This is a genomic window from Bradyrhizobium sp. USDA 4516 (assembly GCF_054055915.1).
Genome location: NZ_JBSRXT010000001.1, coordinates 2,149,394 through 2,163,267 on the forward strand (window position 1 = coordinate 2,149,394; position 13,874 = coordinate 2,163,267).

General features: G+C 64.4%; 10 protein-coding genes and 1 pseudogene. 5 read left to right on the top strand and 6 right to left on the bottom strand.

From position 1 onward, the window contains the following. Positions 1 to 94 precede the first annotated feature (94 nt). Together ACVI1L_RS10035 and ACVI1L_RS10040 are read left to right on the top strand one after the other, a co-directional pair. Complete coding sequence (locus ACVI1L_RS10035) at positions 95 to 895, top strand: SDR family oxidoreductase (RefSeq protein ID WP_168858689.1); 801 nt, start codon at positions 95 to 97, stop codon at positions 893 to 895. 138 nt (positions 896 to 1,033) lie between these two features. Next, a pseudogene (locus ACVI1L_RS10040) lies at positions 1,034 to 1,291 on the top strand (type II toxin-antitoxin system RelB/DinJ family antitoxin); the annotation flags it as partial. 379 nt (positions 1,292 to 1,670) lie between these two features. Here ACVI1L_RS10040 and boxB read toward each other — a convergent pair. From boxB to ACVI1L_RS10060, 4 genes are all read right to left on the bottom strand, one after another. Beyond that, positions 1,671 to 3,107, bottom strand: a complete 1,437-nt coding sequence (boxB, locus tag ACVI1L_RS10045; protein ID WP_076831085.1) for a benzoyl-CoA 2,3-epoxidase subunit BoxB — start codon at positions 3,105 to 3,107, stop codon at positions 1,671 to 1,673. A gap of 21 nt (positions 3,108 to 3,128) precedes the next feature. Further along, positions 3,129 to 4,817 carry a 2,3-epoxybenzoyl-CoA dihydrolase gene (boxC, locus tag ACVI1L_RS10050; RefSeq protein ID WP_057019461.1) on the bottom strand — a complete coding sequence of 563 codons (1,689 nt, stop codon included), beginning with the start codon at positions 4,815 to 4,817 and terminating at the stop codon, positions 3,129 to 3,131. A gap of 176 nt (positions 4,818 to 4,993) precedes the next feature. Further along, on the bottom strand, positions 4,994 to 5,803 hold the full coding sequence (locus ACVI1L_RS10055; RefSeq protein ID WP_057019462.1) for an alpha/beta fold hydrolase: 810 nt from the start codon (positions 5,801 to 5,803) through the stop codon (positions 4,994 to 4,996). A 164-nt stretch (positions 5,804 to 5,967) separates the two neighbouring features. Continuing rightward, positions 5,968 to 7,500: a benzoate-CoA ligase family protein gene (locus ACVI1L_RS10060; protein ID WP_456782793.1), complete on the bottom strand. Its 1,533-nt coding sequence runs from the start codon at positions 7,498 to 7,500 to the stop codon at positions 5,968 to 5,970. Between the two features lie 80 nt (positions 7,501 to 7,580). On the opposite strand from ACVI1L_RS10060, the gene ACVI1L_RS10065 reads away from it, so the two are divergent. Next, positions 7,581 to 8,573: a helix-turn-helix transcriptional regulator gene (locus ACVI1L_RS10065; protein ID WP_456782794.1), complete on the top strand. Its 993-nt coding sequence runs from the start codon at positions 7,581 to 7,583 to the stop codon at positions 8,571 to 8,573. A gap of 141 nt (positions 8,574 to 8,714) precedes the next feature. Here ACVI1L_RS10065 and ACVI1L_RS10070 read toward each other — a convergent pair whose 3' ends face one another. Beyond that, the gene (locus ACVI1L_RS10070) at positions 8,715 to 9,500 is read right to left on the bottom strand and encodes an IclR family transcriptional regulator domain-containing protein (protein ID WP_456782795.1); all 786 of its coding nucleotides are present in this window, start codon (positions 9,498 to 9,500) and stop codon (positions 8,715 to 8,717) included. Between the two features lie 123 nt (positions 9,501 to 9,623). Between ACVI1L_RS10070 and ACVI1L_RS10075 the strand changes: the two genes are divergently transcribed. Next, a complete protein-coding gene (locus tag ACVI1L_RS10075) occupies positions 9,624 to 10,982 on the top strand; it encodes an aromatic ring-hydroxylating dioxygenase subunit alpha (protein ID WP_456782796.1) in 1,359 nt (452 codons plus the stop codon). A gap of 187 nt (positions 10,983 to 11,169) precedes the next feature. Continuing rightward, positions 11,170 to 12,606 carry a glutamine synthetase family protein gene (locus ACVI1L_RS10080; protein WP_310882343.1) on the top strand — a complete coding sequence of 479 codons (1,437 nt, stop codon included), beginning with the start codon at positions 11,170 to 11,172 and terminating at the stop codon, positions 12,604 to 12,606. Positions 12,607 to 12,737: 131 nt separating this feature from the next. Here ACVI1L_RS10080 and ACVI1L_RS10085 read toward each other — a convergent pair whose 3' ends face one another. Then, positions 12,738 to 13,835 (bottom strand): enolase C-terminal domain-like protein, encoded by a 1,098-nt coding sequence (locus tag ACVI1L_RS10085; RefSeq protein ID WP_456782797.1) that lies wholly within the window; start codon positions 13,833 to 13,835, stop codon positions 12,738 to 12,740. Between the last annotated feature and the right edge of the window lie 39 nt (positions 13,836 to 13,874).

Genomic DNA, 13,874 nt, shown 5'->3' on the forward strand with positions numbered 1-13,874 from the left:
TCGCTTCACTGCATCCGGGCTACCGATCCCTTCCCTCTCCTTGACTCGCTCCCCGGGCGCGCCCAGAACCACTGGCAACGCAAAGGAGGAGCGCATGTTCAAGGATCTGTTCTCGCTGAAAGGCCGCGTCGCATTGGTGACCGGGGGATCGCGCGGCATCGGCAAGATGATCGCGGCCGGCTTCCTCGCGCAGGGTGCCGCCAGGGTCTACATCACCGCGCGCAAGGCAGGTCCCTGCGAGGCGACCGCCCAGGAGCTGTCCGCCGCCTATGACGGCGAATGCATCGCGCTGCCGATCGACATCTCGACCGTCGAGGGCTGCGAGAAGCTCGCGGGCGAGATCATCAAGCGCGAGCCGAAGCTCGACATCCTCGTCAACAATGCCGGCGCGGCCTGGGGCGCGGATTTCGACGAATTTCCGGAGAGCGGCTGGGACAAGGTGATGAACCTCAACGTCAAGTCGATCTTCTTCCTGACCAAGGCGCTGGCCAAGCCGCTGCGTGCGGCGGCGACGCACGACAGGCCGGGCAAGGTGATCAACATTGCCTCGATCGACGGCATCTTCGTCAACCCGATGGAGACCTATTCCTATGCCGCCAGCAAGGCGGCGGTGATCCATCTGACGCGCCGCATGGCGACCCGCCTGATCAAGGACAACATCAACGTCACCGCGATCGCACCGGGCGCCTTCAAGTCGGACATGAACCGCGCCGCGCGCGACCACGCCGACGAAGTCGCCAAGCGCGTGCCGGCGAAGCGCGTCGGTACCGACGAGGACATGGCGGGCACCGCGATCTACCTCGCCTCGCGCGCCGGCGACTATGTCGTGGGCAACACCATCGCGGTCGATGGCGGCGTGGTCTATGCGACGGCAGGGCTGGAGATCGCGGGCTAAGCGGCCGCGCGACCGACCTACGGCAACGGCTCCGCCGAAGGGCGGGGCCGTTTTCGTCGCTGGCTCACCTGCTTCCATAGGGCTGTGGGCGCTTGTCATTCAAATGCATTACATTGGATGCGAGTGAAGGAGATCGCTATGGCTTCGAATGCCCTGGTCCAAACCCGCATCGATGCGGACGTAAAGGAAAAGGCCACCGAGGTTCTGGAGAACATGGGTCTCACGGTATCCGGCGCCGTGCGGATTCTGCTGACACGCACGGCCAATGAAGGAATGCTTCCACTGGAACTCGTGAGCAACAGCCAGGCTTACGACAGCTGGTTTCGCGAGAAGGTGCACCAGGCGGCCGAGAATCCTCGCGCGGCGGTCCATGTTGACGAACAGATTGCCGATGCTGCGCGGCGCCTGCTCGACTTTCCTGTGGCCGGCCCGGGCGTGTTGCCGGCACGCGCGAGTTGGTCATCCCGCGCACACCTTATGTCACGGCGTACCTTGTTGACGGTGAGACTGTTCGCATCTTGCGCGTGCTTCACGGTGCGCAGATGTGGCCCGACGAACTTACAAATGACGATTGAGGCCGCGCCTCCGTACCGGCATCTGACCAAAAAGAAAGGGACGAGCCCCGGGACCTTTTCGGCTCGCCCCTTCCTGTTCTCTCCCTGCGGAAAGAAACTGTTAGGTCACGATGCGATTTTCGCATCATGACCTATCCGTTGTTTGAGCATGATCTCTTCGGAAAACCGCTTCACACTTTTCCGGATCATGCTCGCGCCGATCAGCTCTCGATCCTCACATACTCGAAGTCGCCCGGCTTGTTGTCGATGCCGACCTTGGGCGGCGAGATCCAGGAGGCGAACTGGCCGGGTTCGGTCACCGGTTTCATCAGCGAGGCGATGAAGTCGCCGTCCGCGGTCGACGGCAGCCAGTCGTTCTTGCGCTTGGCCCAGGTGGCGTCGTCGATCAAGAGGCCATCGGGCGTCGCATGGACGTCCTTGAACTCGCCGATCTGGCGGTGGAAGGCAGTGTTCGGCACCGCGAGCTTGTAGTCGATGCCGGCGGTCGAGATCACCTTGTTCCAGCGCAGCATGCCCTTGACGCAATCCTGCGTGTAGTCGTCGCGCAGCCGCATGTTGAGCGCGGTCAGCGCCGGCTCGTCGACCATCTTGATCTGGCCGTCCACCATCTTCATGACCGGATAGGTCGAGCTCTTGAGCTGGTGGTCGTCGTCGATCGTGGTCTCCTTGTAGCGGCCCTTGATGCCGGCGTTGAAGGCATTGGCCGCGTTGGTCGACACTTCCGAGCCGAACAGGTCGAGCGACAGCGAATAGTGCAGGTTCAGCTTCTTCTGGATGGTCGGCAGGTCGATCACGCCAAGCGCGCGGATCTTGGCGATGTCGTTCGGATCGGTGATGCCGGCTTCCTTCATCGCATCGCAGGTGCGCTGCACGACGCGGGTGATGCCGGTCTCGCCGACGAACATGTGGTGGGCTTCTTCTGTCAGCATGAAGCGGCAGGTGCGCGACAGCGGATCGAAGCCCGACTGCGCCAGCGAGTGCAGCTGCATCTTGCCGTCGCGGTCGGTGAAGTAGGTGAACATGAAGAACGACAGCCAGTCCGGCGTCGCCTCGTTGAAGGCCCCTAGCATGCGCGGGCTATCCGCGTCGCCCGAGCGGCGGCGCAACAAATCATCCGCCTCCTCGCGGCCGTCGCGGCCGAAATACTTCTGCAAGAGGTAGACCATCGCCCAGAGATGGCGGCCTTCCTCGACATTGACCTGGAACAGGTTGCGCATGTCGTAGAGCGAGGGCGCGGTCTTGCCGAGATGGCGCTGCTGCTCGACCGAGGCCGGCTCGGTGTCGCCCTGGATCACGATCAGGCGGCGCAGCATGGCGCGGTGCTCACCGGGGACTTCCTGCCAGGCCGGCTTGCCATAGTCCTCGCCGAACGGAATGACGCGGTTCTCTTCCTGCGGCGCGAGCAAGATGCCCCAGCGATATTCGGGCATCCGCACGTAGTCGAACTTGGCCCAGCCGCGCGGATCGACCGAATAGGCGGTGCGCAGATAGACCAGCGATTCCTGGAAGCCGTCCGGACCCATGTCGCTCCACCAGTCCATGTAGCCGGGGTGCCAGCCTTCCAGCGCCTTGAGCACCTGGCGGTCCTCGGCGAGATTCACATTGTTCGGAATCTTGGTCGAGTAATCGACGTTCATGATGTTCATGGCCGTGCTCCCTTAAACTCGCGTCATGTCGAATTGCGCCTTCTGGCCGGTGCCGTAGCGGCGCAGTGCGCCGTCCTCACCGACCGCGTTCGGCCGCTGGAATATCCAGTTCTGCCACGCCGTGAGGCGGGAGAAGATCTTCGATTCCATGGTCTCCGGGCCGACGAAGCGCAGATTGGCTTCCATGCCGGTGAGACCGTCGGGCGAGAACGAGGTGCGCTCCTCGAAGAACACGCGGACCTCGTCGTCCCAGTCGATGTCGTCGAGCGCGAAGGTGACGAGACCGAGCTCCTCGGCCTCCTCCGCGTCGAGCGCCTTGCCGATCGAGCCTTGCGCGCGCTCCAGATCCGACGGATCGGCCTGGAAGCGCGATTGCAGCCGGGTCAGGCCGTGGCTCATCGGATAGGGCCCGAAATTCATCGCCGTCAGCTCGATCGCCGGCGGCGGGCGGTTGTCGCCCTGCTTCTGGCCGATCAGCATGTAGGAGCGGTCGGCGGCGAACACGAGCTCGGCCAGCGTGCCGACGAAGCAGGAGCCGGGCTCGACCAGCGTCACCAGCGTGCGCGAGGTGACGTCGATGCGCTTGAGCACGCGCTTCCAGTAATGCCTGACCTCGTTGACCAGCCAGTGCGCCTTGTTGGCCTCCAGGAACGCATCATAGGACACGACATTGGCGCGGTCGCCATGGCTCTTGAACACCAGCATCGCGATCTCGAGCTCGTTGATGCGCAGATGCAGGATCGCGTCATCGAGCTCGCGGGCGACCTGCAGCGGCCAGAACGCAGCGCCCTGCGCGATCATGCCGTCGATGTCGGCGGGCGCCGTGGTTTCCGGCGCCTTGATCGAGATGGTGGCGATGCGCGCCGCGCGATCGATGTCGACGCTGACGAAGCCATAGCGGATGGCGCTGTCGTCGATGGTGCGCGTCAGCGGCGCCAGTGCGATGCCCTTGCCGGCGCCGTTGCGCTTCGACTTCGCGGCGAATTCCTTGACGCGCTCGGCCAGCTTGCCCTCGAGCTTGGAGTTCGGCGCGATCTCGTCGACCAGGCGCCAGGAAACGGCGCGCTTGCCCTTGATGCCTTCCTCGATGGTGCAGAAGAAATCGGCATGGTCGCGGCGCACCTTGCGCTTGTCGACGACGCGCGTGAGCCCGCCGGTGCCCGGCAGCACCGCGAGCAGCGGCACTTCCGGCAGCGCGACGGCGGCAGCGCCGTCGTCGGCCATCATGATGTGGTCGGTCGCGAGCGCCAGTTCATAACCGCCGCCGGCCGCGGTACCGTTGACGACGGTGATGAAGCTCTGCCCGGAATTCTCGCTGGAGTCTTCCAGGCCGTTGCGGGTCTCGTTGGTGAATTTGCAGAAGTTGACCTTGTGGGCATGGGTCGAGCCCGCCAGCATGCGGATGTTGGCGCCGGCGCAGAACACCCGGTTCTTGCCCGAGCGCATCACCACCACCTTGACCTCGGGATGCTCGAAGCGCAGCCGCTGCACGGCGTCGGCAAGCTCGATGTCGACGCCGAGGTCATAGGAATTGAGCTTGAGCTGGTAGCCTTCGAACAGGCCGGCGTTCTCGTCGACGTCCATGGTCAGCGTCGCGACGTCGCCCGCAGCGTCGAGCTTCCAGTGCCGGTAGCGCGACGGGTCGGTCTGGAAGTCGATGTACTTCGCCCCGCCTGCAAGGACGCGCTCGTCACCAGCCATGGGCCACCCTTATCTGCTGTCTTGCTGTTGTTCGTTTGAAGGTTCGTCGTCGAGGTCTTCATGCACAATAATGCATGTTTTTGATCTGGTCTAGTTCAAAACGCAAAAACATGCATTTTGTTTCATGTTCGCGAAATTCACACGCTCGGCCAATGACCTGGCATCGGCACCAAAGGTCAGGCCGCCAGTGCCGGGTCGTCGCGCAGCGCCGCTTTGGCGAATTCGGCGACCGCCTCGAGCGTCACCGCGGGCGCCTCGCGATGCGGCGAATGGCCGGCACCATCGATGGCCGTGACATCGACCGGGCAGTAGCATTCCTCCTGGGCGATCTCGACCTGGCGCATGGTGCCGTACTGGTCGGCCGCGCCCTGCACGATCAGCACGGGCACGCGGATATAGGCGAGATAGTCGGAGATATCCCAGTCGCGGAATGCCGGATCGAGCCAGGCGCCGTTCCAGCCATAAAAGGCGTTGTCGACATCCTTGTGCCAGCGCGCCAGCTTCTCCTTCAGATTGGTGGTCTCGTATGCGGTCTTGATCTCGGCGATCGACTTCACCGAAATGTCCTCCACGATGAAGTGCGGCGCCAGCAGCGCCAAGCCGTGCAGGCGATGATCCTGTTGCGCGCCGGCATAGATCGCGGCAATCGACGCGCCGTCGGAATGACCGAGCAGCAAGCCGCGGCGAAAGCCGATCCGATCGAGCAGCTTCGGCAGCACGTCGAGCGCCTCGCGGTGCATGTAGTCGACCGGACGCGGCAGCTTCGCCGGCGACGAGGCGCCATAACCCGCGCGCGAATAGGCGAACACGCCGGCGCCGGTCGCCGCCTGCAGCTTCTCGGGGAAGTCGCCCCACAGCCCGACCGAGCCGAGGCCTTCATGGAGCATCACGATGGTCGGCGCCGCGTCCGGCGAGGGACCGATCATGCGGTATTCGAGCTCGGCGCCGTCGATGCTGAGGAAGCCGGAGGGTTTCAAGTTTGTCATGGTAGGCCTTCCTCATCGTCGTCCCGGCGAAAGCCGGGACCCATAACCACAGGCGTTAGTTGTTGCGCAAAGCTGTTGAACAGCGTCTCTCGAAACGAAGGCCGCGGCGTATGGGTCCCGGCTCCCGTGCGCAATTGCGCACTAGGCCGGGACGACGCGGGGAGCTAGTGCTCGTGTTCCCGCAATTTGAACCGCTGGATCTTTCCGGTCGCCGTCTTCGGCAGATTGTCGACGACATCGATCCAGCGCGGATATTTCCACGGGCCGATCTTCTGCTTGACGTGCTCCTTCAGCGCCTCGTGCAGGCCGGCGGCTGAACTGTCGGACCGCAGCACCACATAGGCCTTCGGCTTGAGCAGGCCTTCCGGGTCGGCCTCCGGCACGACCGCCGCCTCCAGCACCGCGGGATGGGTGATCAGCGCGCTCTCGACCTCGAACGGTGACACCCAGATGCCGGAGACCTTGAACATGTCGTCGGCGCGGCCGCAGAAGGTGTAGCGGCCGTCGGCATCGCGCGTGTATTTGTCGCCGGTGCGGGTCCAGGCGCCCTCGAAGGTGGCGCGGCTCTTGGCCCGTTGATTCCAGTAGCTCTCGCCGGCCGAGGGCGCATCGACCAAGAGTTCGCCGACCTCGCCGTCCGCGACGTCGGCGCCGGCCTCATTGACCAGCCTCACCTTGTAGCCGGGCACCGGACGGCCGGACGAGCCGTATTTGATGTCGCCGGGCGCGTTCGACAGGAAGATGTGCAACAGCTCGGTCGAGCCGACGCCGTCGAGGATGTCGACGCCGAACCGCGTCTTCCAGGCATTGCCGACCGACTCCGGCAGCGCCTCGCCGGCCGAGGTGCAGACGCGCAGGCGATTGCCGCCGGACTGCGCCTTGGTCGCCTCGTCGTTCAGCATCGCCGCGAACAGGGTCGGCACGCCGAAGAAGATGCTGGGGTGATATTTGTTCATCAGCGCGAACATCACCGCCGGCGTCGGCCGCTCGGAGTTCAACACCGTGGTGGCGCCGACCGACATCGGGAAGGTCAGCGCATTGCCGAGCCCGTAGGCGAAGAACAGCTTGGCCGCCGAGAGGCCGACATCATCCTCGCGGATCCCGAGCACCTGCTTGGCGTAGGTCTCCGCGGTCGCCGCGAGATTGGAATGCAGATGGCGCACGCCCTTCGGCATGCCGGTCGAGCCCGACGAATAGAGCCAGAATGCCGGCTCGTCGGCATGGGTCGGCGCGGTGGCGAACACGTCGCTCTCGCGCGCGATCTCATCGGACAGCTTCTTGTGGCCATGCGCATCCTTGCCGGAGACCACGACATGCTCGAGGTCGGGCATGCGCGCGATGATGTCCTTCACGACCGGCAGCAGCGCTTCCGACACGAACAGCACGCGGGCGCGGCAATCACCGAGGATGTAGGCGTATTGCTCCGCGGTCAGCAGCGTGTTGAGCGGCACCGGCACCACGCCGGCGCGGATCGCGCCGAGGAACACGATCGGGAAATCGACCGTGTCCAGCATGATCATGGCGACCCGCTCTTCGCGGCGGACGCCGAGCTGGCGCAGCATGTTGCCGACGCGGCGGGTCTGCTGCTGCAACTGGCCATAGGTGATTTGCGACACCGTATCGTCGAACACGACCTTGTCGCCGCGGCCTTCATCGACGTTGCGGTCGAGCAGCCAGGAGACCGCGTTGTAAGTCATGCTCCGCTCCTCGGACCCGGACGTGCCACGCTTCCCTCTCCTGTGAATTTAAGAATTATAATTCATACAAAGCCACCACGTTGGCTTGCTGTCAATCCTTATCGGCACTATGTTTCCTAGAACCTCGGTCTGATTCAGTCAGGACCGCGCGTCGCACAGGGATCATGACCGCAGCCAACGACCCGGAAACCGACTTCCTTGAACAGCTCGGCCAGCGCGTGCGCACGATGCGCGCCCTGCGCGGCATGTCGCGCAAGGTGCTCGCCAAGGTTTCCGGCATTTCCGAACGCTACATCGCCCAGCTCGAAAGCGGCAAAGGCAATGTCTCGATCGTGCTGCTGCGCCGTGTCGCAGGCGCGATGGGTGCGCATCTCGAGGACCTGATCCCCTCCAGCGAGCCCGTGCCGGACTGGGCCGTGATCCGCGACCTGCTGCGCAAGGCGTCGCCGAACCAGATCGCGCAGGCCAAGGACATGCTCGCCGGCAGCAGCCCGTTGGCGCCGCGGCGCGCCTCGTTCTCCGGCATTGCGCTGATCGGCCTGCGCGGCGCCGGCAAGACCACGCTCGGCCGGATGCTGGCGAGGAAGATCGGCTGGAGCTTTGTCGAGCTCAACAAGGAGATCGAGGCGCAGAACGGCCTCTCGGTCGCCGAGATCATCGCGCTGTACGGCCAGGAAGGCTTCCGCCGCATGGAGCAGGCCGCGCTGACGCAGCTGTTGGCGCGCAAGGAATTGATGGTGCTGGCGACCGGCGGCGGCATCGTCTCCGAGGCGCTGACCTTCGATTTGATCCTGTCGTCGTTCTACACGATCTGGCTGAAGGCCGAGCCGGAAGAGCACATGGCCCGCGTCCGCCGCCAGGGCGATCTGCGCCCGATGGCGGACGATCGCTCGGCGATGGCGGAATTGCGCAACATCCTGGTCAGCCGCGAGCCGCTCTATGCCCGCGCATCGGCGGTGGTCGACACCGCCGGCCTCTCGGTCGACGCCGCCGCCGCGCGGCTGATCGATTCCGTGCGGCCGGTACTGCAGAACGAGGCGCGCTCGTTCGGTCTGCGCAGCGTGGCGCTGTAATCTCACAGCACAAAAAGAAACACTACCCCCGTCATTGCGAGCGAAGCGAAGCAATCCATCTCTCCGCGCGCGTGGATGCATGGATTGCTTCGTGCTATCGCTCCTCGCAATGACGAAAATCGTCAGCGAAGTTGGACTACCTTAGAGCAGCCGGCTCTTCACATCATCAGCACCATCCCGCAGCAGCGGCAGGAAGCGGTCGATCAATTCCTGCATCGGTACGCGATCGACATGCGCGCCCATGTTGATCGCGGCGACGATGGTGCCGTCGTAGCGGCGCACCGGCACCGAGATGGAGCGGAAATGCGGCTCGGCCTCGCGGTCGACCAGTGAATAACCCTGCGCGCGATCGGCGATGATGGTGGCGAGCAGCCTCTTCGGATCGGTCGTGGTCTGCGGCGTCACCGGATCGCGGCGCATCGCCTTCAGCCGCGCCGCGAGCTCGGCATCAGTGAGCCGGCCGAGCATCGCGCGGCCGACCGAGGTGCAGAACGCCGGCAGCCGGTAGCCGATGTCGAGACCGGCGGAGAACACGCGGGTCGGGCTCGAACGCGCCACGAACACGACATCGTCGCCGTCGAGCAAGGCGAGCGAGGCGATCTCCTGCGCTGCCGTCGCGATGCGGTCGAGCACCGGCTGCAGCACCGTCACCACCTGGTTGGATTGCAGGAACGAGCCCGCCAGCGTCAGCACATGCGGCGTCAGGGTGAACAGCTTGCCGTCGGTGGCAACGAAGCCGCCATGCGCGAGCGTGAACAGGATGCGGCGCGCGGTGGCGCGCGGCAGATCGGCGGCACGCGCCAGATCGCTCAGCGTCGCAGGACCCGACACGGTGCCGAACACCTGCAGCAGGCGCAGGCCGCGATCGAGCGCCTCGACGAAGTCGGTGGCGCGCTCGTCCTGGTCGGTCCGCTTCAGCTTGGGCATGGCGTTTTAGGTTGGGTCGCGGCTTTGAACGGTTCAAAAATTGCACTTGCTGTCCAAACCAGACATGGCATAATTCGCACATTCGTTCAATAGGCGAACAAATCCAATCCGGGAGACGCCGCCATGATGAGCCAGGAAGCGAACGATCTGATCACCCGCACCGGCCGCAAGGACCCGTGTGGCAGGCTGATGCGGAGTTACTGGCAGCCGGCGGCGCTGGTCGACGAGCTGGAAGGACCGCGCCCGGTTCGGCCGGTGCGGCTGCTTGGCGAAAACCTGGTTCTGTTCCGCGGCGAGGACGGAAGCTACGGGCTGATCGACCGCCACTGCGCGCATCGCGGCGCCGATCTCGCCTTCGGCCGGCTCGAGCATGGCGGGCTGCGCTGCGCCTTCCACGGCTGGCTGTTCGACACGTCAGGCCAGTGCATCGAGACGCCGGCGGAGCCGGCCGGCTCGCAACTCTGCAAGGGCATCAGGCAGCGCTCCTATCCGGTAGTCGAGAAGAGCGGCATCCTGTGGGCCTGGCTCGGCGAAGGCGCCCCGCCCGCCTTTCCGGAGCTCGACTGCTTCGTTGCGCCCGGAAGCCATACGTTTGCGTTCAAGGGCCACATGAACTGCAACTGGCTGCAGGCGCTCGAGGTCGGCATCGATCCGGCGCACGCCTCCTTTCTGCATCGCTTCTTCGAGGACGAGGACACCTCAGCGGCTTACGGCAAGCAGTTCCGCGGCGCCTCGGCCGGCAGCGACATGCCGATGACCAAGATCCTGCGCGAATATGACCGGCCGATCATCAATGTCGAGCACACCGAATATGGCCTGCGCCTGATTGCGCTGCGCGAGCTCGACGCGGAGCGCACCCATGTGCGCGTCACCAACCAGCTGTTCCCGCACGGCTTCGTCATCCCGATGTCGACCGAGATGACGATCACGCAGTGGCACGTGCCGGTCGACGACGAGAACTGCTACTGGTACGCGATCTTCACCAGCTATGCGGCGCCGGTCGACAAGCAGAAGATGCGCGACCAGCGGCTCGAGCTCTATACGCTGCCGGACTACAAGTCGCGCAAGAACAAGAGCAACGATTACGGCTTCGATCCGCACGAGCAGGCGACCGAGACCTATACCGGCATGGGCACCGACATCAATGTCCACGACCAGTGGGCAGTGGAGTCGATGGGGGCGATTCAGGACCGCACCAACGAGCATCTCGGCCAGAGCGACAAGGCGATCGTGCAGTACCGCCGCCTGCTGCGGCAGGAGATCGAGAAGGTCTCCGGCGGCGAGAAGCCGATGCTGTTCCTCGACGACGCCTCCGCGCGCAGTATCCAGGGCCCGGCCACGATGGACGGCATCGGCCCGACCCAGGGCTGGGAGCTCTACTGGATGGAAGTCGACGTCAAGCGCCGCCGCGGCGCACCATGGGCAGCTCCCGTGCCGCGCGAGATCGCCGGCAAGGTGCATCATCTGACGGCGGCGGAGTGAAGATGGTATCAATGGCTCCGCATTGTATCCTTCACCTCGCCCCGCTTGCGGGGAGAGGTCGGATCGCGTTAGCGATCCGGGTGAGGGGGTACAGGTCTATCGGCATATCGAGTCGGCGGAGAGAGCCCCTCACCCCGACCCTCTCCCCGCGAAGAGCGGGGCGAGGGAGAAGTGAAGGAGTGACGCGGTGAGCTTCGTCGAGCGTCACGGCCTGTGGTCGGATGAGCAGAAGGAGGCCGCACAACGCCTCCGCCGCATCGTCGAGGAGAAGAACCTCGAAGTCATCCGCCTGTCGTTCCCCGACCAGCACGGCATCCTGCGCGGCAAGACGCTGATCGCCGGCGAAGCGGTGCGCTCGCTGGAAAGCGGCTGCTCCATCACCACGACGATGCTCGCCAAGGACACCTCGCACAAGACGGTGTTTCCGGTGTTCACATCAGGCGGCGGCTTCGGCATGAAGGAGATGGAAGGCGCGGCCGACGTGCTGATGGTCGCCGACCCCACCACCTTCCGCGTGCTGCCTTGGGCGCAAAACACCGGCTGGCTGCTCTGCGACCTCTATTTCAGCGACGGCCGGCCGGTGCCGTTCGCGACCCGCAACCTCTATCGCAAGGTGCTCGATCAGCTCGCCGGCCGCGGCTACGATTTCGTCGCCGGCCTCGAGGTCGAATTCCACCTGTTCAAGCTCGACGACGCCCACATGGCGCCGGAGGATGCCGGCCAGCCCGGACGGCCGCCGTCGGTCAGCCTGCTATCGCACGGCTATCAATACCTCACCGAGCAGCGCTACGACCTGATGGAGCCGGCGCTCGAGATCATCCGCCGCGACATCATCGCGCTCGACCTGCCGTTGCGCTCGGTCGAGGTCGAATTCGGTCCGAGCCAGTGCGAATTCACTTTCGCACCGACTGTCGGTCTTGCGCCGGCCGACACCATGGTACTGTTTCGTTCGGCAGTGAAGCAGATCGCGCGCCGCCACGGCTATCACGCGACCTTCATGTGCCGGCCGAAACTGCCGAACGTGTTCGCGAGCGGCTGGCACCTGCACCAGTCGCTGGTGTCGCGCGCCAATGGCGAGAACGTCTTCATGGCCAAGGAGACCGGCGAGCCGCTCAGTGCGCTCGGCCGCGGCTGGCTCGCCGGCCTGATCGAGCACGCCCGGGCCTCGACCGTGTTCACGACGCCGACCATCAACGGCTACAAGCGCTACCGCTCCTATTCGCTGGCGCCGGACCGCGCGATCTGGGGCCGCGACAACCGCGGCGTGATGATCCGCGTGCTCGGCGGCGCCGGCGATCCGGCGACCCGGCTGGAGAACCGGATCGGCGAACCCGCCGCCAATCCCTATCTCTACATGGCAAGCCAGATCCTCTCCGGCCTCGACGGCGTCGACCGCAAGCTCGACCCCGGCCCGTCGGCCGACACGCCCTACGAGGCCAAGGCCGCGCTGTTGCCAAAGTCGCTGCGCGAGGCCGTGTTCGCGCTCAACGACGATCCGTTCTTCCGCCAGGCGCTCGGGCCGGAATTCGTGGACTATTACGTCTTCATCAAGAACGCGGAGATCGAACGCTTCCAGGCCGAGGTGTCGGACTGGGAGCACCGCGAATATTTCGAGATGTTTTGACGGAAGCGTCGGCGTAGGCGCTCCGCCGCTCTAGAGCATGATCCGGAAAAGTGTGAAGCGATTTTCCGCAAAGATCATGCTCAAACAAAGAGCTAAAGCGCGATGACGATTCAACCCAATCTCATCGCGCTTTAGACGCTTGCAAGGTGAGCCGCGACGGCCGCTTCGTTCCATTCCAGACCGACACCAGGCGTGTCGGGAATATGCAAAAGACCATCCTTGATTTCATACGGCCGTTCGAGAATCGGATCGGCCCAGTCCTGCCATTCCAACCAGTGAGCGGTCTCGGTTGCGCGCATGACGTGAGCGGCGACTTCCGGATAAAGATGCGTTGAGATGGGGATACCCGCGGCGCCGGCGATCGCAGCCGCCCGCATCCAGCCCGTCACTCCGCCGATACGCATGAAATCCGGCATCACCAGGTCGCAGGCCTTTCTCGCGATCGCCTTATGCATCTCCCTCGGACCATAGAAGTTCTCACCGATCTGGATCGGCGTCTTCAGCTCCGCCGCCAGTCGGGCGTGCCCGTCAAGATTGTCATAGACGACGGGCTCCTCGATCCAGTCGAGGCCATAGTCATCGATCGTATGGCACCGCTCGATGGCTTCGGCGAGATTTAGGCCCTGGTTGTAGTCCACCATCAAATGCATCCGATCCCCGACTGCTTTTCGAACGGCGTCAAGGGTCGTCAGATCCTCGCGCGGATCGCTTCTGCCGAGGCGCAATTTCAGGGCTGAGAACCCTCCTTCGTCGCGCAATTCCAAAGCCTCGGCCGCGACGGCGGCCGGCTCCTTCAGCCAAAGGCCGTTGCTATTGTAGGATCTCACGGCGCCGACCGTCGCCCCCAGCAGCACGCACAGCGGCTTGTTTGCGGCTTTCGCCAACGCATCCCACGCGGCCATGTCGAGGCCCGACGCCGCGATCATCGACAATCCCTCATAGCCGACAAAGTGAAGCGATTTGCGCGCCGCCTCGAACAACTCGACAGGCGCCACGCTCCGACCTCTGAGCAATTCGCCGAGATCATGCAACGCCGGAACCAGATATCGCAGCGATTTCACGATGTAAGGCTCGAGATAGCTTCGCCCGACAATGCCCTCCTCCGTCACCAGATCGATGAGGACGAGCGGCCACTCTGATATCGTGACAATGCGCGCGACCACGGGCCGCTTCAGCTTGAGCACCACCGGACGAGCTTTGATTTCTCTGAGCGTCAACGAATCGGGCATGGCAATGGCTTTCGCAGCGCGAGGAAGCTGGCTGGCGCG

Coding starts and splice junctions, on each gene's coding strand:
- ACVI1L_RS10035 (WP_168858689.1), top strand. CDS start 95: ATGTTCAAGGATCTGTTCTCGCTGAAAGGCCGCGTCGCATTGGTGACC.
- boxB (WP_076831085.1), bottom strand. CDS start 3,107: ATGAACGTCGATTACTCGACCAAGATTCCGAACAATGTGAATCTCGCC.
- boxC (WP_057019461.1), bottom strand. CDS start 4,817: ATGGCTGGTGACGAGCGCGTCCTTGCAGGCGGGGCGAAGTACATCGAC.
- ACVI1L_RS10055 (WP_057019462.1), bottom strand. CDS start 5,803: ATGACAAACTTGAAACCCTCCGGCTTCCTCAGCATCGACGGCGCCGAG.
- ACVI1L_RS10060 (WP_456782793.1), bottom strand. CDS start 7,500: ATGACTTACAACGCGGTCTCCTGGCTGCTCGACCGCAACGTCGATGAA.
- ACVI1L_RS10070 (WP_456782795.1), bottom strand. CDS start 9,500: ATGCCCAAGCTGAAGCGGACCGACCAGGACGAGCGCGCCACCGACTTC.
- ACVI1L_RS10075 (WP_456782796.1), top strand. CDS start 9,624: ATGATGAGCCAGGAAGCGAACGATCTGATCACCCGCACCGGCCGCAAG.
- ACVI1L_RS10085 (WP_456782797.1), bottom strand. CDS start 13,835: ATGCCCGATTCGTTGACGCTCAGAGAAATCAAAGCTCGTCCGGTGGTG.